19 protein-coding genes are annotated in these 25,856 nt (G+C 49.8%); 18 read left to right on the forward strand and 1 reads right to left on the reverse strand.

Features of this window, described 5'->3' with window-relative positions; translation table 11 throughout:
• From NE473_RS03935 to NE473_RS04020, 18 genes are all read left to right on the forward strand, one after another.
• On the forward strand, positions 1-3,051 hold the full coding sequence (locus NE473_RS03935) for a bifunctional diguanylate cyclase/phosphodiesterase (protein ID WP_155560766.1): 3,051 nt from the start codon (positions 1-3) through the stop codon (positions 3,049-3,051).
• A gap of 100 nt (positions 3,052-3,151) precedes the next feature.
• On the forward strand, positions 3,152-4,438 hold the full coding sequence (gene tig, locus NE473_RS03940) for a trigger factor (RefSeq protein WP_022033682.1): 1,287 nt from the start codon (positions 3,152-3,154) through the stop codon (positions 4,436-4,438).
• 81 nt (positions 4,439-4,519) lie between these two features.
• On the forward strand, positions 4,520-5,107 hold the full coding sequence (gene clpP, locus NE473_RS03945) for an ATP-dependent Clp endopeptidase proteolytic subunit ClpP (RefSeq protein WP_006776205.1): 588 nt from the start codon (positions 4,520-4,522) through the stop codon (positions 5,105-5,107).
• 46 nt (positions 5,108-5,153) lie between these two features.
• A complete protein-coding gene (gene clpX / locus NE473_RS03950; protein ID WP_055650070.1) occupies positions 5,154-6,455 on the forward strand; it encodes an ATP-dependent Clp protease ATP-binding subunit ClpX in 1,302 nt (433 codons plus the stop codon).
• Positions 6,456-6,601: 146 nt separating this feature from the next.
• Complete coding sequence (lon, locus tag NE473_RS03955) at positions 6,602-8,935, forward strand: endopeptidase La (protein WP_055650071.1); 2,334 nt, start codon at positions 6,602-6,604, stop codon at positions 8,933-8,935.
• Between the two features lie 12 nt (positions 8,936-8,947).
• The gene (yihA, locus tag NE473_RS03960; RefSeq protein WP_055650072.1) at positions 8,948-9,538 is read left to right on the forward strand and encodes a ribosome biogenesis GTP-binding protein YihA/YsxC; all 591 of its coding nucleotides are present in this window, start codon (positions 8,948-8,950) and stop codon (positions 9,536-9,538) included.
• Positions 9,539-9,631: 93 nt separating this feature from the next.
• Positions 9,632-10,549: a transporter substrate-binding domain-containing protein gene (locus tag NE473_RS03965; protein WP_055650073.1), complete on the forward strand. Its 918-nt coding sequence runs from the start codon at positions 9,632-9,634 to the stop codon at positions 10,547-10,549.
• Between the two features lie 112 nt (positions 10,550-10,661).
• A complete protein-coding gene (locus NE473_RS03970) occupies positions 10,662-11,456 on the forward strand; it encodes an amino acid ABC transporter permease (protein ID WP_171038682.1) in 795 nt (264 codons plus the stop codon).
• Between the two features lie 2 nt (positions 11,457-11,458).
• Positions 11,459-12,202 carry an amino acid ABC transporter ATP-binding protein gene (locus NE473_RS03975; RefSeq protein WP_022033677.1) on the forward strand — a complete coding sequence of 248 codons (744 nt, stop codon included), beginning with the start codon at positions 11,459-11,461 and terminating at the stop codon, positions 12,200-12,202.
• 344 nt (positions 12,203-12,546) lie between these two features.
• Positions 12,547-13,815 (forward strand): ABC transporter substrate-binding protein, encoded by a 1,269-nt coding sequence (locus tag NE473_RS03980; RefSeq protein ID WP_242866120.1) that lies wholly within the window; start codon positions 12,547-12,549, stop codon positions 13,813-13,815.
• Positions 13,816-13,920: 105 nt separating this feature from the next.
• Complete coding sequence (locus NE473_RS03985) at positions 13,921-14,637, forward strand: cupin domain-containing protein (RefSeq protein WP_055650076.1); 717 nt, start codon at positions 13,921-13,923, stop codon at positions 14,635-14,637.
• A gap of 159 nt (positions 14,638-14,796) precedes the next feature.
• On the forward strand, positions 14,797-16,560 hold the full coding sequence (locus tag NE473_RS03990; protein WP_055650077.1) for a cache domain-containing sensor histidine kinase: 1,764 nt from the start codon (positions 14,797-14,799) through the stop codon (positions 16,558-16,560).
• Entirely contained in the window at positions 16,541-18,067 is a 1,527-nt protein-coding gene (locus NE473_RS03995) for a response regulator transcription factor (RefSeq protein ID WP_055650078.1), read from the forward strand. Before NE473_RS03990 ends, NE473_RS03995 begins: the two co-directional genes overlap by 20 nt.
• Positions 18,068-18,180: 113 nt before the next feature.
• Positions 18,181-19,500, forward strand: coding sequence for an ABC transporter substrate-binding protein (locus NE473_RS04000; protein WP_055650079.1), 1,320 nt, complete (start codon positions 18,181-18,183; stop codon positions 19,498-19,500).
• Between the two features lie 72 nt (positions 19,501-19,572).
• Positions 19,573-20,484, forward strand: a complete 912-nt coding sequence (locus tag NE473_RS04005) for a carbohydrate ABC transporter permease (RefSeq protein ID WP_022033670.1) — start codon at positions 19,573-19,575, stop codon at positions 20,482-20,484.
• The gene (locus NE473_RS04010; RefSeq protein WP_006775991.1) at positions 20,474-21,340 is read left to right on the forward strand and encodes a carbohydrate ABC transporter permease; all 867 of its coding nucleotides are present in this window, start codon (positions 20,474-20,476) and stop codon (positions 21,338-21,340) included. The genes NE473_RS04005 and NE473_RS04010 overlap by 11 nt, the downstream gene beginning before the upstream one ends.
• 10 nt (positions 21,341-21,350) lie before the next feature.
• The gene (locus tag NE473_RS04015; RefSeq protein ID WP_022033668.1) at positions 21,351-22,706 is read left to right on the forward strand and encodes an MATE family efflux transporter; all 1,356 of its coding nucleotides are present in this window, start codon (positions 21,351-21,353) and stop codon (positions 22,704-22,706) included.
• A gap of 45 nt (positions 22,707-22,751) precedes the next feature.
• Entirely contained in the window at positions 22,752-25,346 is a 2,595-nt protein-coding gene (locus tag NE473_RS04020) for a family 78 glycoside hydrolase catalytic domain (protein WP_055650080.1), read from the forward strand.
• A gap of 52 nt (positions 25,347-25,398) precedes the next feature.
• Here NE473_RS04020 and NE473_RS04025 read toward each other — a convergent pair whose 3' ends face one another.
• A complete protein-coding gene (locus NE473_RS04025) occupies positions 25,399-25,782 on the reverse strand; it encodes a hypothetical protein (protein WP_055650081.1) in 384 nt (127 codons plus the stop codon).
• Between the last annotated feature and the right edge of the window lie 74 nt (positions 25,783-25,856).

Genomic DNA, 25,856 nt, shown 5'->3' on the forward strand with positions numbered 1-25,856 from the left:
ATGAAAAAAAGCAGGAATGAATCCATCAGAACCCATCTGCTCTGGCCGCTGTTAGTGCTGCTCATTATACAGGCACTGATTATGGCCGGTATGGTTCTGTTCGGCGGTGTTTCTAAAAAACTGAAGAATAATGAAATCCATATTTTAAGCGAAAATACGGATAATACCAGACTGTATCTGGAGAAGGAGACGATCCACCAGTGGATTAACGTCATCAACGATTCCGGATCAATGGCGTCTGAGATTCAGTCAGTTTTAGACGAACAGCATAAAGATGCGTCCTGTATTTCAAACGATTACGATTTAAACCGGAAGATTGCCGACGGGATTATCAACCGGGCTGTCGATCTCATGCGCCGCAGCTACGGTACGGGCATATTTGTTGTGTTAAACGGTCCGGCCGCGCAGAACAGTACGGAAAATACGAAGGCCGGGTTTTATATTCGTGATTCGAATCCGGGCAGAAGTTATAATCAGGATAATTCGTCCCTGCTTTTGGAACGGGGGCTTCCTTCTCTTGCCAATAAATACGGGATTCCGCTGGATTCCTTCTGGGATCTTGGGTTTGACGTAACTGCGGATGACGGCAGCACCGATTACTATAAAAAACCGTTTGATTCCGCAGTGGAAAATCAGGCAAAGGCCGGAGAACGGCTGAATTTTGCGTATTTGAGCAAACCGTTTCGGCTGAGTCCGAAAGATATTCCGGTTATCACATACTCTGCCCCCATTATTCTGGAGGATGGCAGTGTTGTGGGCGTATTCGGACTGGAGATGGGGATCGGAAGGATCGAACAGGTACTGAGCGCCGACAGGACGGAGAGCAGCTTTGAGGTCTGCTACGCCCTGGGAGTCCGCCAGGCAGGTGAGAACATCATCACTCCGGTCGCCTCCTCCGGCTATCTCTATAATCAGTATTTTAAGGGCGACGAATATCTGGAATATACGGATAATGAGGAGGAGGGGATCGGTGAACTCCGCTCCTCCGACCGGGCCGGCTGGTATGCCAGTGTCAAACAGCTGGACGTATATAATTATAATACACCGTTTGAACAGGAGGAGTGGGTCCTGGTCGGTATGGCCAGGAAGAATGACCTGCTGTCCTTTTACAATTCTATCCGCGGCATGCTGCTGAGCTCTATTCTGATTCCGATTATTCTGAGTGTATTCGGAGTCTTCGTGATCGGAAAGATTGTAACCGATCCGATCCGCGGTCTCGTGAACGAAGTGCGTAAGCGCTCCGGGGAGCACGGTCTTACACTGACCCGGGTTCACATCGGGGAAATCGACGAGCTGACTGAGACAATCGAACAGCTGAGCGCCGATGTCGAACGGTCCGCATCGAAGATATCCAGCATTCTGGAGCATGCCAATGTGCTGATCGGCGTGTTTGAATATGAAGAAACGAACGAAAGCGTATTCTGCAGCCGTTCTATTTTCGAGATGATGGGCTGGGCTGAACCGGAGGAGCCCTACTGCTATATGAGCAGCGGGGAGTTTCAGAAGCGGATGGAAGAGGCAATCCGAAATACAAAAAAAGATGGTGTCAATTACCTGTTTCACATTAACGTCTCTCCGGCGTCAGACGATACGGGGGAGGCAGGCGTGGCCTGCGGGCCGGCAGCATTCAGCCGGGGGCGCTGGGTACGGCTGATCCTGGATAAGCAGGAGCCGGGAACGATTCTCGGCGTGCTCTCGGATGTGACAAGTGACGTGGAGGAAAAGGAGAAGCTGGAGCGGGAGAGGAATTACGATCTGCTCACCAATCTCTATAACCGAAGGGCTTTCCGGGAGCAGCTGGTGGTAGCCATGGCGGATGGCGGCATTCAGACCGCGGCTGTGGCCATGTGGGATCTCGATAATTTAAAGTATATCAACGATACGTACGGCCATGACGAGGGCGACCGCTATATCGTTCTGTTTGCCAGCTGTCTAAAACGGCTGGAGAAGGAAGGCGCCATTGTCTCGCGTTATTCCGGCGACGAGTTCGTCACGCTGATTTACGGGAGCGGCGGAAAAGAGGAGATCCGGCATAGAGTCACCGGTTTCATGCAGTTTTTACAGACGGTCAGCCTTGAGATGAAGGGCGGGTATCAGATCCCGATCCGTGTTTCCGGAGGAATGGCGTGGTATCCGGACGACGCCGTGGATTTTGACACACTGTTAAATTACGCTGATTTTGCCATGTACATGGTGAAACACAGCGTGAAGGGCATTATCATGGAATTTGATTCCAACGACTACTCCAATAATTCCTACATGCTGGCCGGCCGGGAAGAATTAAACCGGATGCTGGAGACACGGGAGGTGGATTTTGCATTCCAGCCGATTACGAGGCGGGATGGAAGCGTCTTTGGCTACGAACTGCTGATGCGGCCCAATTTTACGAATTTAAAGGGAATAAAGGAGGTCCTGAATCTGGCGCGGGCACAGGCGAAGCTTACGCAGATGGAGACGCTTACCTGGTATGCCGGACTGAAGGCTGTGGAAAAGCAGGATCAGGCGGGAGCGCTGGGACAGACGGAACGGCTCTTCATCAATTCCATCGCCAGCGCGTGTATGTCGAAGGAGGAGGAAGCGGATCTCTGGAACCGCTACGGCCGCTATCTGTCGCGTGTTGTGACGGAGCTTACGGAGGGGGAACCCGTCAACCAGGAGTATATGAGGCAGAAGATTGCGGTGACCAAAGCGTGGAACGGGCTGATCGCCATCGACGATTTCGGCGCCGGATACAACAGTGAAACCGTGCTTCTCGACATGGAGCCCGATATCATCAAGGTGGACATGAGCCTGGTGCAGCGGATCCATGAAGATCCCAACCGGCAGCTGATCCTGAATAATATTCTGGACTTCGCGGCACAGAATCATATCACGGTTCTGGCGGAGGGCGTGGAGACGAAGGAAGAGCTGGAGTTCCTGATCCAGTGCGGAGTAGAACTGTTCCAGGGATACTACATTGGACGGCCTCAGATGGAAATCCGTCCAATCGATCCGTACATCGTCAGGAAAATGCAGGAATTCGCCGAAAAATCGGACTTTTCACAGAAATAGTACTGGAATTTACCGAATGAGTATGCTATAATGCTAAATTGAAGTGTAACGCCCTGTCGGTATGGCGGTTCACATATATATTCAAGGAGGAACCCATAGAATGAGTTTACAAGTAGAGAAATTAGAAAAGAACATGGCAAAAATAACCGTAGAGGTACCAGCTGAACAGTTTGAGAAAGCGCTCACCGCGGCTTTTAATAAGAATAAGAGCAGATTCAATATACCTGGCTTCAGAAAAGGAAAAGCTCCTCAGGCCATGGTAGAAAAGATGTACGGCGTAGAGGTATTATATGAGGATGCCATCAATGAGGCGCTCGACGCTACTTACGGCGATGCCGTTACCGAGAGCGGACTGGAGGTTGTATCCAGACCTGAAATCGACGTTGTACAGGTTGAGAAGGGAAAAGAACTTATCTACACAGCGACTGTTGCTGTTAAGCCGGAGGTAACACTCGGCGAATACAAAGGAATCGAAGTAGAGAAGGCATCCGCTGAAGTGACTGACGAGGACATCGAGGCAGAGCTTAAGAAGGTTCAGGAGCAGAACTCCAGACTGATCACCGTAGAGGACAGAGCTGTGGAAGACGGAGACCAGACTGTTATTGATTTCGAAGGATCTGTAGACGGAACCCCGTTTGAAGGCGGAAAGGGCGAGGATTATCCTTTAACCATCGGTTCCCATTCCTTCATCGATACATTTGAAGAGCAGTTAATCGGTAAGAACATCGGCGAAGAGTGCGAAGTTCACGTAACCTTCCCGGAGGAATACCATGCAAAGGAACTGGCGGGTAAGCCGGCAGTATTCAAGGTAACTGTTAAAGAGATCAAGAGAAAAGAGCTTCCGGAATTAAACGATGAGTTTGCCGGAGAGGTATCTGAGTTCGAGACTCTCGAAGAGTACAAGAACGATGTAAAGTCCAAGCTTTCTTTAAAGAAGCAGAAAGACGCCGCTACAGAGAATGAGAATCACGTTGTTGACAAGGTAGTTGAGAATGCGCAGATGGATATTCCGGAGCCGATGATCGACAGCCAGGTGAATAACATGGTGAATGACTATGCAAGAAGAATGCAGAGCCAGGGCCTTTCCCTTGAACAGTACATGCAGTTTACAGGTATGACAATCGAGACTTTAAAGGAACAGATGAAGCCGCAGGCAGTTAAGAGAATTCAGACCAGACTCGTATTAGAAGCGATCGTGAAGGCTGAGAATATCACGGTTTCCGATGAAGCTGTTGAGAAAGAGATCGCAGATATGGCGGAATCTTACAAGATGGAAGTTGCCCAGATTAAGGAATACATGGGTGAGAACGGCATCGAGCAGATGAAGGAAGACTTAGCGGTTCAGGAGGCAGTTGATTTCCTGGTTGCTGAGGCAAAGTTAGTTTAATACGTTCAGAAGACCGGGGAGATTCCTGACAAAGTCTGGAGTCTGCTCGGCTTTCGTAATATAAGGACAGGAGGAAACAATATGAGTTTAGTACCTTATGTCATTGAATCGACGAGTAAGGGCGAGCGTTCTTACGATATTTATTCAAGACTCTTAAAAGAAAGAATCATTTTCCTGGGTGAAGAAGTGACGGATGTATCCGCGAGCATCGTTGTAGCCCAGCTTCTGTTTCTGGAGGCGGAGGATCCCAATAAGGACATCAACCTCTATATCAACAGCCCGGGCGGTTCCGTAACCGCAGGTATGGCGATCTACGATACGATGAACTATATCAAGTGTGATGTTTCCACCGTATGTATGGGCATGGCGGCCAGCATGGGCGCATTTTTACTGTCCGGCGGTGCAAAGGGAAAGAGATTCGCTCTTCCCAACGCAGAGATTATGATTCATCAGCCTTCCGGCGGCGCACAGGGACAGGCGACGGAGATCAAAATTGTTGCAGAAAACATCTTAAAGATCAAAAAGCGTTTGAACGAGATTCTGGCTGCAAACACAGGCCAGCCGTATGAAGTAATCGAACGCGATACAGAGCGCGACAATTACATGAACGCAGAAGAAGCAAAAGCTTACGGCCTGATTGATGAAATTATTTACAGCCACGAGCATTAAGCCAGAATGAAGTTAGTGATTAAATGAGAAAGAATGAGGTGTGTATATGCCGGTCAGAACGGACGACAAAATCCGATGCTCTTTTTGCGGGAAAACGCAGGACCAGGTAAAGAAACTGATTGCCGGTTCCAATAATGTCTATATCTGTGATGAGTGTATCGATCTCTGTGCAGAGATATTAGAAGAAGAGTTCGACAGTCATGAAGAAGAAGGGCCTGATTTCAGCGACATCAACTTAATGAAGCCGAAGGAGATCAAGTCATTTCTGGATGACTACGTCATTGGGCAGGACAGTGCAAAAAAAGTATTGTCTGTAGCGGTCTATAATCACTATAAGAGAATCACGTCCAGGCGAAGCATGGATGTGGATGTACAGAAGAGCAATATCCTGATGCTGGGGCCAACCGGCTGCGGAAAAACGTACGTGGCGCAGACGCTTGCAAAAGTGCTGAATGTGCCGTTTGCCATCGCGGATGCCACCGCTCTCACAGAGGCGGGCTACGTGGGCGAGGATGTAGAGAATATTCTGCTCAAGCTGATTCAGGCAGCAGATTACGATATCAGCAGGGCTGAATACGGTATTATTTATATCGATGAAATTGATAAGATAACGAAAAAATCCGAGAACGTGTCCATCACGAGAGACGTATCCGGTGAAGGGGTGCAGCAGGCACTCTTAAAGATTCTGGAGGGAACGGTTGCCAGCGTTCCGCCGCAGGGCGGAAGAAAGCATCCGCACCAGGAGCTTCTTCAGATCGATACCACGAATATTCTGTTTATCTGCGGCGGAGCCTTCGACGGGCTTGAGAAGATCATCGAGAGCCGCTTAAGCGCGGGTTCCATCGGATTTAACGCCGAGATCGTGGATAAGAACAGAACCGATATTGATGATCTGCTGAAGAAAGTCCTTCCGCAGGATCTTGTAAAATTCGGTCTGATTCCGGAGTTTATCGGCCGTGTGCCGGTTACGGTTTCCTTAGAGCTTCTCGATAAAGAGGCTCTGGTAAAAATTCTGACAGAACCGAAAAACGCCTTAATCAAACAGTATCAGAAGCTGTTTGAGCTGGACGATGTGAAGCTGGAACTGACCGGGGAAGCCATCGAAAGGATTGCGGAGCTGGCAGTGGAGAGAAAGACGGGAGCCAGAGGCCTGCGCTCTATTATGGAGAGCGTCATGATGGATATCATGTATGAGATTCCATCCGACAGCAATATCGGCATCTGTACGATTACCAAGGCTGTCGTGAACAAAGAGGGAGAGCCGGAGATCATCTACAGAGATACGACGGTGCCCAGAAAATCCCTGGCACAGAAACTGAGAAAAGATAAGACAGGCGAGATTGCATAGGATCCAGAGAAAGTTCGGAAAGGTGTTACAGCAGGAAGAACTGCTGCAGCACCTTTCCTTATTTCCGCAGGCAGCGAGCCAAACGGACGCGCGGGCAGAAAGTCAGATGGGCCCGTCCGTTCTGTCGGGATGCAAAGGAGAGAAAAATGGAAGATAAGACAATAACGATGCCGGTCATTGCTTTGCGTGGCATGACTGTCCTTCCTAAAATGATGATACATTTCGATATCAGCCGCAGTAAATCCATCGCGGCTGTGGAGAAGGCGATGATCGGAGACCAGAAAGTCTGCCTCGTTACCCAGAAGAACAGCGAGGAAGCAGATCCGGGAATCGATGAGCTCTATCAGGTAGGCTGTGTGGCGCTGATCAAGCAGCTGGTGAAGATTCCGAACAATGTGGTACGCGTCATGGTCGAGGGCCTGGAACGAGTGGAGCTTCTGGGACTGGACAGCGAGGAACCCATGCTTGTAGGCGAAATTGAAGGTCTGACGGAATCGGATGATTCCCTGGACTGCGTTACGAGACAGGCCATGGTTCGGATCCTGAAGGAAAAACTGGAAGAATACGGCAGGGAAAACCCCAGGATGCTGAAGGAAGTCTTCCCGAACCTGATGATGGTTACAGATTTAGGCGAGCTTCTGGATCAGATTGCGATCCAGCTTCCGTGGGACTACAAGAGCCGCCAGCAGATTCTGGAATGTGTACTGCTGGAAGAACGGTATGAGACTGTCATGGGAAATCTCCTGACAGAGATCGAGATTACCCGCGTAAAACGGGAGATCCAGGGCCGTGTCAAGGAGAATGTAGATAAGAACCAGAAGGACTATATCCTGCGGGAGCAGTTAAAGGTAATCCGCGAGGAGCTGGGGGAGGATAATCCTTTGTCCGATGCGGATGAATATGAGAAGCAGCTGAAGGCTCTGAAGGCGGACAAGGAGACGAAGGACAAAATCCACAGGGAAATCGAGCGGTTTAAGGCCATGCCGGGAGGCAGCCAGGAAGCCAATGTACTCCGGATGTATCTGGAGACGGTGCTGGATCTTCCGTGGAAAAAAATGTCGAAGGACAACAACAATATGACTCACGCCGAAGAGATCCTAAACGCGGATCATTACGGTCTGGAAAAGGTGAAGGAGAGGATTCTGGAATATCTGGCTGTCCGCATTCTGACGAAGAAGGGGACAAGCCCGATTATCTGTCTGGTGGGACCTCCGGGAACCGGTAAAACATCCATCGCCCGGTCCGTGGCAAGGGCGCTGAACAAGCAGTACGTCCGCATCAGCCTTGGAGGAATCCATGACGAGGCGGAGATCAGAGGCCACCGGAAGACGTATGTCGGAGCCATGCCGGGCCGAATTGTGGAAGCCATGCGCCAGGCGGGCGTCAGCAATCCGCTGATGCTGTTGGATGAGATCGACAAGGTGAGCAGCGATTATAAGGGAGACACTTCATCGGCGCTTTTGGAGGTTCTGGACAGCGAACAGAATGTGAAGTTCCGGGACCATTATGTGGAACTGCCCATTGATCTGTCCAATGTGCTGTTTATCGCAACGGCAAATACGACGCAGACGATTCCGGGTCCGCTTCTCGACCGTATGGAAGTAATTGAAGTAAACAGCTATACGGAGAATGAAAAGTTCCATATTGCGAAAAACTATCTGGTAAGGAAGCAGCTGGAACGGAACGGACTGACGGAGGAACAGGTCTCCATCACCGATAAGGCTCTGGAGAAGATTATCCATAATTATACCAGGGAAGCGGGAGTGAGAAATCTGGAACGCCGGATCGGCGATATCTGCAGGAAGGCGGCCAGGGAGTTTCTGGAAGATAAGAAAAAGGCAATCCGGATCACGGAAAACGGACTGGAAAAGTATCTGGGCAAGGAAAAGATTACCTTTGAGGATGTCAACGAGGAAGATCAGGTGGGAATCGTAAGAGGACTGGCCTGGACCAGTGTGGGTGGAGATACCTTACAGATCGAGGTCAACGTTATGCCGGGGAAGGGAACGCTTCAGATGACCGGCCAGATGGGCGATGTGATGAAGGAATCGGCTCAGACGGCATTAAGCTACATTCGTTCCATCTGCCCGGAATACGGCGTAGCGGACGATTACTTTGAAAAACACGATATTCACCTCCATATTCCGGAGGGAGCGGTGCCGAAGGACGGTCCTTCAGCCGGCATTACCATGGCAACCGCCATGCTTTCGGCTGTGACAGGAAGAAAAGTGGATGCAAAGCTGGCTATGACGGGTGAGATTACGCTGCGCGGAAGGGCGCTTCCGATCGGCGGCTTAAAGGAGAAGATCCTGGCAGCCAGGATGGCTCATATGAAGAGAGTTCTCGTACCGGATAAGAACAGGCCTGATATTGCGGAGCTGTCGAAGGAGATCACAAAAGGGCTGACCATTATTTTTGTGAAGGATATGGCTGATGTGCTTAAGGAAGCTCTGGTATCACCTGCGCCAGTGAGCGAATAGAAAGGAATCAATATGATTATCAAAACCGTAGAACTGGAGACTGTGTGCGGAATCACCAGCACGCTTCCGGAAAATACAAGGCCGGAGTTTGCATTTGCAGGGAAATCCAATGTGGGAAAGTCGTCGTTAATCAATGCGCTGATGAACCGCAAGGCTTATGCGCGAACTTCCTCCCAGCCGGGCAAAACACAGACCATTAATTTTTACAACATTAACGACACTCTTTACTACGTGGATTTACCCGGCTACGGCTATGCAAAGGTAACACAGGAGGTAAAGGCCAAGTGGGGGAAGATGATCGAAAACTACCTTCACAAATCCCCAATGCTGAAGTGTGTCTTTCTTCTGATAGATATTCGCCATGAGCCGTCTGTGAACGACAAGACCATGTATGACTGGGTTGTTTTTAACGGGTATCAGCCGGTGATTATAGCGACGAAGCTGGACAAGATCAAGAGAAGCCAGGTGCAGAAGCATTTGAAAATGGTGCGCCAGGGACTGGGGATTGGCCAGGAGGTAACGGTTATTCCGTTTTCTGCTGAGACAAAGCAGGGCAGAGAAGAAATATGGACCCTGATTGAGGAAATGACTGGAGAGTCTTGACAAGAAGTAAAAATCTTTTTATAATGAACCTATTTATGATATAGCTTTTTGATACATAGGTTTCATTTCATAAGAGAAGAGGAGAAAACGGTTATGAAAAAAACAGGAAAAAGTCTGGCAGCAGCGTGTCTTGCGGCGGTTTTAGCCGTGTCGGCGCTGACTGCATGTGGAAGCAAGAGCCCGGCGGGGGATACAGCGGCCGCCGGAACGGAGACGACTGCGGCGGGAGCAGAGAACGCTGCTGCCGGGAATGAGGGAGAGAAGAAGGTCTTAAAGGTTGCAATGGAATGCAGCTATGCACCGTACAACTGGACCCAGCCTACCAATGCCAACGGAGCCGTGCCGATCTCGGGAAGCTCTGATTTTGCATACGGATACGATGTTATGATGGCGAAGAAGATTGCTGATACGCTGGGGTATGAACTGGAGATCGTGAAGCTGGACTGGGATTCCCTGGTGCCGGCAGTACAGTCCGGAAAGGTAGACTGTGTGATTGCAGGCCAGTCGATCACCTCCGAGCGTCTTCAGTCCGTCGATTTTACAGAGCCGTATTATTATGCAACAATCGTGACTCTGGTCAAGTCAGGAAGCAAGTATGAGAATGCGGCCAGTGTCGCAGATCTTGCAGGTGCAACCGCTACCTCCCAGATGAATACAATCTGGTATGACAACTGTCTGCCGCAGATCCAGGATGCAACCATTCAGCCGGCACAGGAATCCGCACCGGCCATGCTGGTAGCGTTAAGCTCAGGCAGATGTGATCTGGTGGTGACCGATAAGCCTACGGGACAGGCCGCGCTTATTGCATATCCGGATTTCAAGCTTCTTGATTTTACCGGTACCGAGGGTGAATTCAAGGTATCAGATGAAGACATCAACATTGGTATCTCTTTAAAGAAGGGAAATGCAGAATTGAAGGAAGCCATCGATGGCGTGCTCGCTGCGATGACCGAGGATGATTTTAACAGGATGATGGAAGAGGCGATTTCCGTACAGCCGTTATCTGAATAATTAGAATAAGAGAGATCTTCAGGGCTTGCAGGCACGGGACAGTGTAGTCGATTTCCGTGCCGCTTGTTCTGTTCGGACAAAAATTTGCAAAAAGGAGAAGAATCTTATGTCACTGCCCTCAGATTTTTTTGGAAGGATTGTGTTTATCCTGCAGAAGTACGGGGTATCATTTTTAGACGGTGCAGGAAAGACCATGGTGATTGCCATCGTTGGCACCCTTATCGGCTGCCTGATTGGCTTCGCAGTCGGAATTGTTCAGACGATCCCTGTAGATAAGTCGGACAACCCGGTAAAAAGGGTGATCCTGGGTTTTATTAAGCTGATACTGAATGTGTATGTGGAGGTATTCCGCGGAACGCCCATGATGGTCCAGGCCATGTTTATTTACTATGGATCCTCCGTGCTTTTCGACATTAACATGTCTCCGATGTTTGCCGCCTATTTTATCGTTTCCATCAATACGGGCGCCTATATGGCGGAGACGGTGCGAGGGGGAATCCTTTCCATCGATCCGGGCCAGACTGAGGGAGCGAAAGCCATCGGCATGACGCATTTCCAGACTATGGTTAACGTCATTATGCCTCAGGCGCTGCGCAACATCATGCCGCAGATCGGCAATAACCTGATTATTAATATCAAGGATACGTGCGTGCTGTCCGTGATCGGTGTGGTAGAGCTGTTCTACGCCACGAAGGGGGTTGCCGGTGCGTATTATACGTATTTTGAGGCGTTTACCATCACCATGGTGATCTATTTTATCCTCACGTTCACCTGCTCCAGAATCTTACGGTACTGGGAAAAGAAAATGGATGGTCCGGACAGCTACGATCTTGCGACCACCGATACGCTTGCCTATACCAGCGGCATGGTGAAATTCCCTGATCCAAATGAGAAGGAGGACAAGTAATTATGGCTGGATCAACAGTATTGGAAATCCATCATTTAAGTAAGACCTTCGGGACCAATGTGGTCCTCCGGGATATTGATTTCTCCGTTGCAGTGGGGGATGTTACGTGTATTATCGGGGCCTCCGGGTCTGGTAAATCCACGCTGCTTCGCTGCATAAATTTACTGGAGACACCGACTACGGGGGATATTCTGTATCACAATACGGATATTACCAGCGGAAAGATGAGCGCCGCGTCATACCGGACGAAAGTGGGCATGGTGTTCCAAAGCTTTAATTTATTTAACAACATGACGGTTCTGGACAACTGTATGGTGGGCCAGGTTAAGGTTTTAAAGAAAAGTAAGGAAGATGCGAAGCGCAATGCCATGCGGTTCCTGGAAAAGGTAGGGATGGCTCCGTATATTAATGCAAAGCCGAGACAGCTTTCCGGCGGCCAGAAGCAGCGTGTGGCCATCGCCAGGGCGCTTGCCATGGAACCGGAGATTCTACTGTTTGATGAGCCGACCTCGGCTCTGGATCCGCAGATGGTCGGGGAGGTACTGGCCGTCATGAGGACGCTGGCGAGGGAAGGGCTGACCATGATCATTGTAACCCACGAGATGGCGTTTGCCAGAGATGTCTCGAACCATGTGGTCTATATGGCTGACGGTGTCATTGAGGAAGAGGGAGCGCCGGCGGATATCTTCGGAAATCCGCAGAAGACTTCGACAAAGGAATTTTTGAGCAGGTTTATGCAGGGGTAATAAATCGCGCGCCTGGTTCAGGCGGTCTAAAGATTATATATGGAAATCGCAATCCGATATAGGGACTGTGCAAAGTCTGTTGATTTTGCACAGTCCTCTTTCTATAATGGGCATAAATTCAAATATGACAGCAGTCAGGAGGAAGAAATTATGCCGGAAAGTTTTATGGGAGGGATTGGATTGAGGATGCGAAATCATGGATATTTTAAAGGAATTGTAGTTTTCTCTTATGTACGGCCAGCAAAAACTACGCTATGATAAAAGAGTAATAAATATAAGATATGTTTTTGGCGGCAAAGGCTGCTGACCGTATCATAAAAAACGAGAAGGATTCGGTGAATTTTATGCAAAGGGGTACTAAAGTCTGTGTAATGGCGGCGCTGTCAGCGGTGCTTTTACTGACCGCCTGTACAGGTGTGGAGATGGGAACGCTTGAGTCCGCAGGCAGCAGAGCGGATCAGACTGAAAACGTGGATTTGACAGTGATGATCGATGAGACCACGGTGTTATATTACCGTGATATGGTTGAGGAGTTGAGACTGGAATTTTCGGAATATGGGATCCACTCCATCGAATGGAGTCTGCCGGAGGTGGAAAAGACAGTAAAAACGGCAATGGCACGCAAGGAGTCCATTGAGGTAGTAAAGTGGTTCCCCAATCAAATGGAGAATTTTATATCCAGCAGCGCTGCCATGGACTTGACTCCCTATATGGACGGAGAGTGGAAAAATATATGGGAGGACGGGGCTCTGGATATTGGTACGTATGACGGAAAGGTCTACTGTCTTCCTTCCGTCGTGGTCTATCCTGTGCTGGAAGTGAACGAGGAGATCCTGGAACGAGCGGGAGTCACTGTAAGGGAAGCGTGGACATGGGAAGAGTTCGTGGAAGCGTGCGGGCGGATTAAGAGCCGTACGGACGTGTATCCTTTTGGAATCCGGGATTCCCGTGTCTGTTGGTTTATGCGTAATGCTCTTCTGCAGATATGGGATGACGCGGAAGAGATGAAACGGTTTCAGTCCGGAGAACTTTCCTTTTATGATTCCAGAATCGCGGAGGCCTTTGACCGTGTCACGAGCCTGTTCCGCCAGGATTATGCCTATCCGGGCCAGAGAGCGTTCTCTCAGACGAACGAGCAGATCGATGCAGCCTTCGAGAGGGGCGAGATCGCCATGATGTTTAATGTCAACAACAGTGTAAAGGAAAGTCTGGAGCGTATGGAAGCCGCCGGCAGAGGCAGAATCCGGGTGATTAGCTTTCCGACTATGGCTTCGGCAGACTGCGATTATCTGTTAGGTGGCTGCGAGGGCTTTTTTATACCCTCGAACACAGACCATCCGGATGAAGCCATCCGCCTGTTGAAATTTTTGACAAGCAGCAGGATATTTACGGAACTGAAAAACCAGGGCTTCACGGTGCCGGTAAACCTTGGGGAGGAGGAGAAAAAGATCACTTCGGATTCTGGTAAGGTCTTTTCCCAGGAACTGATGAATTTATCTTCCAGGCTGTACAATTATATAAATTATGAGCTTCCTGCCGCTTATTATATGGATAAGGAAAATACGCTGAAGGAACTGGAAACGATGCGCCTGGAGGCTGTAAGCGTGAGATAAACGTTATAGATATTTACATATTTTCGTAGTTATGCCAAATACCTCTGCGGAGACGGTGGTGTTATTCTATAACCATCAAAAATAATTATCGGGAGGTAATAAGAAATGTCGATTGCAATTGCGAGAGCCAATGAAATTCAGTACAGGGTTGAGAACGGATACGGTGAGACTGAGGTACTTCCGGGCGTGTATCCGCTGGTCCGTGGATTTAAGTGTGTTTTAAAGGCAGGTCATGATGTAAAGCCTGAGGTATATGCGGATAAAACCGCCATATACTGTTTTACCAGAGGGACCGGCTACATAACGGACGGACTTAAGGCATACAACATTGATGAACTGAGTTTCTATATTCCGGATTTTTCGAGAGAGTTCTGTATTCATGCAGTCAGCGATATGGAAATTATGAAGATTGTTGTAGATTTGCTGGAGTCGGACAAGGCGGCATATGAGGATACTCACATGGTACTGCCAGCCTTTAAACGTTTCTCGGAGACGGAGCCGTACGATCAGAGCTGCAAGGGACCAAATACCAGGAGCTGGAGCGTAATCCACAGCGGAAATCTGGCGAGAGTCTTAATGGGAATCGTTTGTGCGGAAGGGGAAGGAACCATCGAGAAAGGCCACCCGTCAGTGGCACAGTATAATTACGCGCTGGAAGGGGCAGATTTTGAGCTCACGGTCGACGGGGAGACGATCAATACGAAGGAGGGAGACTGGAGTTACGTTCCGGCGGGTCTGGATCATTCCCTCGTTTCTGAAAAAGGAAAAAAGGTGTTCTATATCTGGTTCGAACACATGGTTGCAGAGGTAAAGCCCTCTTAAAGGCAGCCGCATAAGCTTTCATGGACGGCCCTGCGGGAGGGGCCGGAACGAAGACAGCCACAGCTGTTGCTGTCCTGTCTTTGTTTCGGCTTCGCTGCAGGGTGTTTTTGAAGAAATCTGTATGATGTAGTATAATGGGGAAAAGGGGGGAGGCCGCTGATGGAACGTTACCGCGATTATCCGCTGCAGCAAAAGCTGGTTGCGGCACTGATCATCTGTATTGTCGTACCGCTGACTGTACTGGGGCTGTTTCTGAATTCTTACGTGGCGGGGAATACGAGAAAAAAGGAGTATCAGATCAACCAGACGCTGGTGAGTGAGGTGGCGGGTGATTTAGATGAGCTTCTGAACAATGTACAGGAGTTGAAGTACGATTGTCTGACGGATTTCAGCCTGCAGGATATCATTACGGGAAAAGGGAATGTGGCTGACTACAGTTCTGTTGGAAACTGGCTCGATTCCATAATTCGCAATGAGAAATGCTATCATTCCATCTGTATCGCAGATGAGAGTGAGGTGATGATCCAGCGGGGGACATATCTCGTCAGTGAGGAGGAGGAACGAATCCGCCAGGCAAAGGCCAGGGTGTCCGGCGGGTTCTGGATTGGCCCAAGACAGGCGAAGCGTGTGGCGGGAGGTGGAATGCAGAAGGAGGATATGGTATTATCGTACTACTGTGGGATTAATAATTATGAGCAGATTGGAAAAGTTGAGGCAGCCATGATCGTCAATGTGGACGAGGCGGAGCTGAGCCGAAGGTACAGCGGCTTTGTGACTCCTCAGTCTCTGCTTACCTGCCTGACAGATGGGAAGGGAACCGTGCTTTCTTCTACTGACAAGGAGATGCTGGGAACCGTGTTTCCTGTATTTAATACGGTTTCGAAGGCGTGGAGACAGCAGGGAAGCGGCTACGTGACGGCCGGATTGGAAGGTCAGAGGGTGGTGGCCTTTTACGTGAAAAGCTCTGTAAATGACTGGTATTTCATAAATCTTGTGCCCCGAAGCGCATTTCTTACGGGCAGCCGGACCAGCATGCTGGTAATCGTCTGCTCTTTTTTGCTGTGTATATTTTTTGGCATCACATTTGCTTTGATTCAGAAGCGATTCGTGATAGGCCCTATCCGGGAACTGGTGGTGAAGATTGACAGGGTGAAGGAGGGCGATTTTACGGAGGAGGACACTGTCTATCCCGGCGACGAGATCGGCGCTTTAAATCAGGAATTTGACGAGATGTCCCGCCGGTTAAAGAGGCTGATCGAGGAGGTCTATACGACAAAAATCAAGGAGCAGGAGGCAGAACTGAATGCGCTGATTGCACAGATTAACCCCCATTTTCTTTACAATACGCTGGATTCGATTCACTGGATGGCCATAAAGAACCGGGATTACTCTGTCGGTGAGCAGTTGGAGGCACTGGCAGCCATCTTTCGTCATGTGCTGAACCGGGGCGAGGATTGTGTGACGATTGCCAGCGAGGTAGAATTTATCCAGAACTATATGGCTATTATGGAGTCGCGCTTCGGCCGGCGCGTGAAAATCCAGATTCAGACGGAACCGGGGCTTGAGAAGGTGATGATTCCGAAGCTCATTATTCAGCCGCTGGTGGAAAATGGGATTCTGCATGGTCTGGAGCCGAAAAAAGAGGGTGGAACGATTCTTATCACCATTGCGGAGAGGGAAAAAAAGCTGGTGATTGCCGTGGAAGATGACGGAGTGGGAGCTGATGAGGCTGAGATTGTGAAAAAGATGAAGGACGGGGATGGCGGAAAGGACACGTTCGCACTGAAAAATATTGATGACAGAATCGGGCTCCGGTATGGAAATTCCTACGGCCTCCGTTTTGAGTCGAAACCGGGGGAGGGAACGAGAGTGCTGGTTGTGATGCCGCTGGAGGAGGAGAACGATGAAGCTGATGATTGTTGATGACGATATACAGATCCGGGAAGGAATACAGTACGGGATCGATTGGGATACGATCGGAATTACGGGGGTGAAAAGCTATGGTGACGGAATTGAGGCACTGGAGGATTATGACGCCTTTTCGCCTTCCATTATCCTGGCTGACATCCGCATGCCTGCTATGGATGGCCTGGAATTCTTAAAGCGTGTAAAAGAGCGGTCGGACACGGTGAAGGTTATCCTGATCAGTGCCTATTCAGATTTTGAATACTGTCAGAGGGCGATTCAGCTGGGGGCCTCCGGTTATGAGCTTAAGCCGTTAAAGGTGGGAAACCTGATTCAGAAGATTCAGGAGATGATCGAGCTGGTGAGAAAAGAGGAGCAGGGAAAGGAGTCTTATGAGCGGTATGCGGCCTCCTACCGGGAAAAGATGGTGGAAGAGCTTTTTGCAGGAAAAATTACGGACAGAAACGTTATCATAGAGCTTTTGCGGATGCATTTTCATCTGGAGGACGCGAGGAACCTTGTCTGCATGATTCTGGCCGGTGATCCGGCTGGGGGAACAAGTGCCACTCCGGCTGTGAGTGCTGAGAACAGGGCGTATTTGAACTCTCTTCTGAGAGAAGATCAGATTTTGTTTGAATACCGGAATCAGTATGTCGTCCTGTCAAAGACGAAGGATTCCACAATGTATACATTGGAAAGACAAAATCATTTAAAAACAGTATGGTATCAGATGAAGCAGTATGGGACAGGCCGCGGATTTTCCATATCGGCGGGGATTTCCGGCATGGTGCCGGCCGAGAAAATTTCCGTGGGCTATGAGACTGCTCTGCAGGCGCTGGGCTGTCGGTTTCTAAACGGTCCGGGAAGCTGTAAGATCCTGGACAGGCAGGGAAAACCGGAGGAAACCGGGCTGCACCTGCCACCGGAATATGAGAGCGGGCTGAAAAAACATGAACTTGAGGAAATTTTGGATGCCATAGACCACTTTGGAGCAGAACTTTCGAAGCAGGAAATTACGGATCAGAGACGGGTAAAAAATCTGATGATAAACGGGATCGTGCGTCTTGCTCAGGAGATGGGCCAGAACACGGACTGTAGCCGGGAATGGGAAGACGTCTGGTGGCTTACAGACTGTCTCTGTCTATGGAAGGAAGAGTGCCGGAGGATTGTGAATTCGTATGAGGAAAGCCGAAATGGCCATTATTCCGCGAATATCAGGAAGGCACTTGCCTATATCCAGGAGTACTATGCAAAGGATCTGCTGGTAGAAGAAGTTGCTGCCTATATCGGGAAGACGCCTAATTACTTCAGCAGTATTTTCCGGACAGAAGTAGGGGTAACCTTCCGGGAGTATTTGAACCATTACCGCATTGAGCGGGCGAAGGAACTGATTGAGGAGTCTGATATGATGATCTATGAGATTGCGGAGCAGGTAGGCTACAGTGATTATACGTATTTTTCTCAGGTATTTAAGAAGATGACAGGCATCTCCCCCACCAGCATGCGCGGGCGGTCGAAATTGTAAATATCGTAGATTTTTTCATTATTGTGTAGGTTTTTCGGATATTTCATCCGGTTCTGTTATTTTATAATGATTCCATCAGTTACAGGAAAACGAAAAAAATAGGAGGAATTGTTATGAGAAGACAGGTGAAACAGATGCTGTCCCTGGCCCTGGCGGGCTGTATGGTATTGGGAATGACGGCGTGCGGCTCAAAGAGCAGCACGGGTACGGCGGCTCCGGAGAGCAAACAGGATGTGACCACAGAAGGCAGTTCTGCCGGAACGGCGGCGGAGAAGCCGGACAAAACGGCGGAAGAAGCCAGCCTGGTTATGCTGATCGAAGAGCCAAATGTGAACTACTATCCGGTCTTTCTGGAAAACATCAGAGCAAAATATCCGGAATACAGTATCACGTCTAAGACCTGGGATCAGTCACAGGTGGAGAAGACGGTAAAAACGGCATTTGCCGGCGGAGAAGCCGTAGACATTGTAAAGTGGTTTCCTAACCAGATGGAGACTTTTATTTCCTCAGATATGGCGCTGGATTTGACACCATATATGGATGACGAGTGGAAGAGTATCTTCACGGAAAATGCCCTGGACATCGGAACATACGGCGGTAAGCTGTTTTGTCTGCCGATTACGACAGTGTATCCGGATATTGATGTAAATGTCGATATTTTTGAAGAAGCAGGAGTGGAGGTAAAGGAGCACTGGACCTGGGATGAATTTGTGGCGGCCTGTGAGAAGATCAAGCAGAATACGGATGTGTTCCCGTTTGCAATCTGCGATACCCGTGTAGGCTGGTTCCAGCGCAACGCGTTTTTGCAGATATGGGATACGAAAGAGGAACTGGAGGCGTTTAACCGGGGAGAGATTTCCTTTAAGGACGAACGCGTTGTGACGGCTCTTGACAAGATCAACGACCTGTTCGCAAAGGAATACGCCTATCCGGGTAACGGAGCGTTCTCACAGACTAAGGATCAGACAAAGGCGGCATTTTCACAGGGAAAGATCGCGATGCTCTTCAATGTGAATAACGGCGGAAAGACTATCCGCACTGTCATGGAAGAGGCTGGAAGAACGAATATCCGCACCATCAGCTGGCCGACTATGGCGGCAGGAGAGTGTGATTACGTGCTGGGAGGCTGTGACGGCTATTTTATATCTTCCAATACAAAGAATCCGGAGGCGAGCATCAATATCCTGAAGTATTTAACCAGCAAAGAAGCATTTGAACTTCAGGTTGATGATGGGGATGTGGTTCCGGCCAATGTGGAGGGAGGAACCGACGAGGAATTTGCCCGCGACTCGTCCAAGGTTTATCCGAAGGAGATCATGGCGATTTCTGCAGAGATGAACGATTACATCAATTATAATATCGGTGCAAACTATTTTTATGACAAGGAAGGTACCCTTGAGGAACTGGAATCCTTGAGAACTTCGGCGCAGTAAAAACAGTTGGGGGTGCTTGGGGAATGAGGTTCCCGGGGCACCCCCATAAAATTAAGGAAAAGAGGGGATTTCGTGAACAGACCGGCAAAGAAAAAATACAGCAGGCTGGACCGGCACCTGATGGGAATCGGCATCGTGTTTCTGCTTCCGGCAGCAATTCTGATTATATTTACTACTCTCGTTCCTATTGTCTGGAACGGCGTATTATCACTCTGTGAGTGGAACGGCAATGGTCCGATGGAATTTATCGGCCTGAAAAACTATATAAAAGTATTTACGGATAAACCGACCATGAAAACCATAGGCAATTCCATGGTAGTAGCGGCCGGATCCACGGCAGTTTCCATGCTGCTGGGGATTATGCTGGCTCTGATGATCTATAAGATGGGGAAGAGGGAAGGCTCGATTTTTCGCTTTATCTTTTACAGTCCGAGCATGATGCCGATGACGGTCGCAGGTCTCTTATTTGTCTTCGTCCTGTCTCCGGACGACGGACTTTTAAACAATTTATTTGCAGTCGTAGGGCTTAAATCACTGCAGCATGCGTGGCTGTCTGAGCCGGGACTGGTGTTGGCGACCCTGGCAGTCGTATCCGGCTTTAAGGGCAGCGGAACAATAATGATGATGGTTTATACCGGAATTCTGGGTATACCGGAATCACTGTTTGAATCGGCGAAGCTGGATGGGGCCAATTACTGGAAGGAAGTGAAGCTGATCATTCTGCCGCTGATTAAGCCGACGATCTGTATGGTGTTTTCCATGGAAGTCATGTGGTCCTTCAAGACGTACGATATGGTCTGGACCATGACACAGGGAGGACCGGGATCCATGTCAAAGACAGCGCCGATTACGATGATTCAGAACGCGTTTACCTACAATAAATTCGGATACGCTTCCGCAATCGGCCTGGTGTTCACCGTGATTGTGCTGGTATGCATTACATTAGTGAGGAGGGCAATGAAGAGTGAAATCTATGAGTACTGATTCGGCGGCTGTCAAAAGAAAATGGAACGGGGAGGACTGGGTTCGCATTACGATCCGGGCTGTACTGGTGGTGTTTGCTGTAATTTACGTCTACCCCATCATATTTGCCGGAATCACTTCATTTAAGACGCTTCCGGAATTCTATACCAATATCTGGGCAATGCCGCAGAAATTCCTGTACCGCAACTATGTGGATGCGTTCTACACAGGAAAGATCGGAGAATATTTTTTCAACAGTGTATTGATTGCGGTCCTGTCCATTGTCCTGATCCAGTTGTTTTCCACTATGGCGGCTTACGCACTTACGAGGCTGAAAATTCCGCATACGAATCTGATCCTGCTCCTTTTTTTCGCACTCCAGATTCTGCCGACAGAGACGATTATCATTCCTCTCTACGTGGAGATGACTAAGCTTGGCTTTATGAGGCTGCAGTACGTTCCGATTATTCTCGCTTATGTGGGCTGGTCCATTCCGGGTTCCACCATTATCCTGAAAAATTTTTTTGATACCGTGCCGCAGGAACTCTTAGAGGCGGCCAGAATTGATGGATGTGGAGAGATAAGAAGCTTATTTAAAATCACGCTTCCCCTGATGAAGAGTGCAATCTGTACAGTGGCGACCATGAACTTAAATTTTGTCTGGGGTGAACTGATGTGGGCTCAGATTTCCACACTGCTGACCGATAAGGGACTTCCGCTGACAGTAGGTCTTTTAAATTTCAAGGGACAGATATCCACGAACTGGCCGCAGTTGTGCGCAGCCATCATTATCGTTGTTCTGCCGCTGTATACGCTGTTTCTGTTTACACAGAAATATTTTATCGCAGGGCTTACAGCCGGAGGCGTGAAGGGATGAGGAAACCGGGATGAAGAGGAGGCTTCAGTACGATTTGACAAAGGGGCCAGTCGTAAACGGTATTCTGGGATTTGCGGTTCCGCTGATGATTTCAAATCTCATTCAGACGACCTACAACGCTGTGGATATGTATTTTGTCGGCGCGTATGCGGGGACGGCGGGCGTGTCAGCCGTCTCTGTATGCGGACCGGTGATGAACGTGATGATCGTAACGCTGTCCGGTATGTCGGCCGGAGTCACCGTGGTGATTGGCTCGCTGGCAGGAAGGAAAGGCAGTGCGGAGATCGCAGATGCGGCAAATACAGCGTTTACCCTCTACTTTCTCATGGCTGCCGTGGTTACCGCTGCAGGATTCCTGTTTGCACCGCAGGTATTGATGCTTGTACAGACTCCGCGGGAGGCGTATGATCACGCTCTCATTTATTTGCGGGTAATGTTTCTGGGAATTGTGTTCCTGTTCGGCTACAATTTAATTGGAGCGCTTCAGCGGGGACTGGGAGATTCCTTATCTTCCCTGCGCTATGTGGTGACGGCCGCTGTTGTGAATATTGCGCTGGATTACCTGCTGGTCGGAAGATTGTCTATGGGAACGGGAGGCGCAGCCGCGGCTACGGTGGCGGCGCAGATGGTATCTTTCTTTATGGGACTGTGGGAGTTTCAGACAGGCGGTCATGTAATCAGGCTTCGTATTCGGAATATGGGATTCAGCCGGCGCCATTTAAAATCTATCCTGTGGTTTGGCATTCCGACCGCGTTTAACGAGGTGATGGTCAATGCAGCGATGCTGACAGTGAGCGGTGTAGCCAATTCTTTTGGACTGGCACAGAGTGCTGCTTACGGAATCGGGAGCAGGATCAACAGCTTTGCAATCTTTTCCGATGGTGCCATGAATCAGACCATGTCCTCTTTCGCCTCCCAGAATATCGGGGCAGGTGAAGAAAAGAGGGCGATGCAGGGACTGAAGGAATGCTTAAAGATATCTGCGGCCATCGCAGCAGTCACGTCTGTTATTGTATTTGCGGCGGCACCGCAGCTTAGCCGGCTGTTTGACCGTGATCCGGAGGTGGTGAACTGGACAGTATGCTTTCTCCATGTGACGGTGTGGTCCTATGTACTGTTTGCCCTGGTCGGTCCTCTGATCGGATTTATCCGCGGGACGGGTAACGTAACAGCCAGCGTCGCCGTTGGTTTTGTGGCACAGTGTGTGTTTCGAATTCCGTTTTCTTTCTTGTTTGGCCATCTCTATGGATTCCCCGGAGTAGGGGCCGCCGTTTTGATTGGACCGCTTTCCTCTGTTGTGATGTACAGCTTCTGGGTATTGTCCGGGAGATGGAGACGCGGAATCGTATCGGTGGAGCGCATGTAGAAGCAGGCAGGAAAGAACGTATACTGATTAATTAGGAGACAGAGTATGATAAAAGCATATCATCTTTTATGTGAATATGAGGAAAATCCTGTTGGTGTTGCAACGGGAAAACCGGCATTCAGCTGGAGAATGGAGGGGGACTGTGATCCGGTCTTTCAGTCGGCCTTTCAGATCGTGGCCGCCATCGACGGGGCATTTGCCAGGATCGTGTGGGATACGGGACAGCGGATGGGCGGGCAGTCGGTCCACATTGTTTATGACGGCAGCGTGCCGCTTGAGCCGGCGGTAAAATACTACTGGAAGGTGCGTCTGTGGGATCAGAACGGGGAGGCGGGACCATTCTCTGATGTTCACTGCTTTGTGACATCACTTATTTCCGGGGGAGAGGCGTGGGCAGGCAGATGGATCACAGCCGAGAGTGAAGCTGATTTATTCACATCCTCCGGCCGCTATATGAAAAAAGAGTTTGAACTGTCAGTGGCTGAGGTTGATGCGGCATATCTCTTTGCAACTGCGCATGGGATTTATGAGGTCTCTGTCAATGGAATCCGGGCGGGGGATGGTTTGCTGACACCGGGCTGGACGGAATATGCGAAACGGCTTCTTTTCCAGATGTACGATGTGAAAGATGCGCTCACGGAAGGGAAAAACACGATCTGTGCTCATGTGGGACCGGGATGGTACAAGGGGGATTTGGCTGGCTGGATTCATCTGCGGGGAGTTTACGGTCATACGACCGGTTTTAATGCAATGCTGATGATCCGGTACAGGGATGGCAGAAAACGGTGGATCGTGACGGACCGGAGCTGGCAGTGGTGTTATTCGCCGGCCGTATACTCTGAGATTTACCATGGAGAGATTTGGGATGCAAGACTTGCGGAGGAGACAGGGCAAAAATGGGCGCCTGTTACAGAGACGGACCAGCCGGTTGATACGCTTGTCCCCATGGACGGGGTATTTGTGAGAAGAAAGGAGACTGTGGCTCCAAAACGTCTGTTCCGTACACCGAACGGCGATCTGATTCTTGATTTCGGACAGAATATGGTAGGCTGGGTAGCGGTCCGGGTGTCGGGAGAGGCCGGGGATTATGTGGAACTGAGCCATGCCGAAATTTTGGATCAGGAGGGAAATCTCTATACCGGCAATTTGCGGGAGGCACGGCAGCGTGTTAAATATATTCTGAAAGGGCAGGAGACGGAGGTATTTGAACCTCATTTTACCTGGCAGGGATTTCAGTATGTCCGAATCGACCATTATCCGGGGACTCCGGAACTTAAGGATTTCACGGGAGTTGTGATCTACTCTGATTTAAGGCAGAGCGGCTTCTTCCAGTGTTCCAACCCTCTCATTAACCGGCTGGAAGAAAATATCCGATGGGGAATGAAGGGCAATTTTATCGATATTCCTACGGACTGCCCGCAGAGAGATGAACGGATGGGGTGGACGGGAGATATTCAGGTGTTTGCAAGAACAGCGTCATATCTGATGGAGACAGCCCCCTTTTTCCGAAAATGGCTTCGCGATCTGCAGGCGGCACAGCTGCCGGACGGAGGGATCCCCTATGTGGTTCCGGATATTCTGACATACCAGGACAGGGATGTGAGGGACGCGGAAGCCAACCACTCGGCAAGCGGCTGGGGCGATGCAGCCACGGTGTGTCCTTTCATGGCATACTTATACTCTGGGGACAGAAGGCTTCTTGAAGAATCGTATCCCATGATGAAGCGCTGGGTGGACTATATAAAAAGTCAGGCGGAGGATGGGGTGATCTGGAATTCCGGCTATCAGTACGGCGACTGGCTGGCTCTCGATGCCGAACCGGGCGGCCGGTTTGGAAAAACGCCCAATGAGCTGACAGCGACCGCATATTATGCCCATTCGGCTGAACTGGTGAGAAAAGCGGCTGTCATCCTTGGCGAGGATGAGGATGCCGAAACGTATGGCAGACTCTCTGACAGGATCAAAGAAGCGTTTCGGAACCGGTTTTATAATGAGGCGGGGCATCTGTGGGCCAGAACACAGACGGCCCATGTACTTGCGCTGGCCTTTGATCTGACGGGAGAAGAGTACAGGCAGAGGACGATCGATGATCTGGAGACACTGATCGGTGAGTGGAACGGGCTCAGTACCGGATTTCTGGGTACACCGCATATCTGCCATGTGCTGAGGGATAACGGAAGAGTGGACGCAGCCTACCGTCTTCTGACTAAAACAGAATACCCTTCCTGGCTGTACCCGGTTACAAAAGGGGCAACCACAGTTTGGGAGCACTGGGACAGCATACGTACGGACGGAAGTTTCTGGAGCGACAGCATGAATTCTTTTAATCATTACGCGTATGGCTGTATTGGCGACTGGATTTACAGCACAGTTTTGGGAATCGATACTTCCGAGAACGGTCCGGGATATCGGGAAAGTATCGTGGCCCCGGTGCCGGGAGGCGGGATCACCTGGGCGGAGGGCGGCTGCCATACTCCATATGGGCTTCTGGAGGTAAAATGGAGTGTGGAGGCGGGAAATTTTCTTCTGCACGTGACGGTGCCGGCCAATACTGCCTGCCGTATTACCCTGCCGGGAAGCGGAGAGAGTCATAGTGTGGGATCGGGAAAATACGAATTTCAGTGCCGGATAGAATCATAATTAAAAAGGAAGGAAGCACTTTGACGTGCACCCTTCCTTTTTAATTATGATTTTAACCAACCGGCTCTATAGGAACCGATTCCACCGAGCCAGTTTCCTCCACGGCCGCCGTCTCCACGGGAACCGGCTTTACGGGAACCGGCTTTACGATCTCTTTTTCCACCGGTTTCATCTCAGCCGGCACAGGAACAGCCGGTCTGGGCGGTGTTTTCTTCTCCTCCTGGGGTTGCTGCGGTTGGGCGAAGAGGCTGCGAACCTTAATCCGTATGAAGGTTTTAATGACCTTTACCGAGAGCAGGATGATGAAAACAGGAAGAATGACAGTCAGTATGATCCTGGCTTTTAAGAGAAATTTCCTGCGCTTCAGTCTTTTTAGTTCGGCCTGGTACTCGTCTCTGATTTCCTGTATGATGGATCTCTGTTTTTTAATCTGCATGAAAAGTTCCCCCTGATAATCGATAGTTTCTTACTCAAAAGCGATCTTCTTTTAAACGGTCTTATACGGTTTTT

It is taken from the genome of Hungatella sp. SL.1.14 (assembly GCF_024460495.1).
GTDB classification, from domain to species: domain Bacteria; phylum Bacillota; class Clostridia; order Lachnospirales; family Lachnospiraceae; genus Hungatella; species Hungatella hathewayi.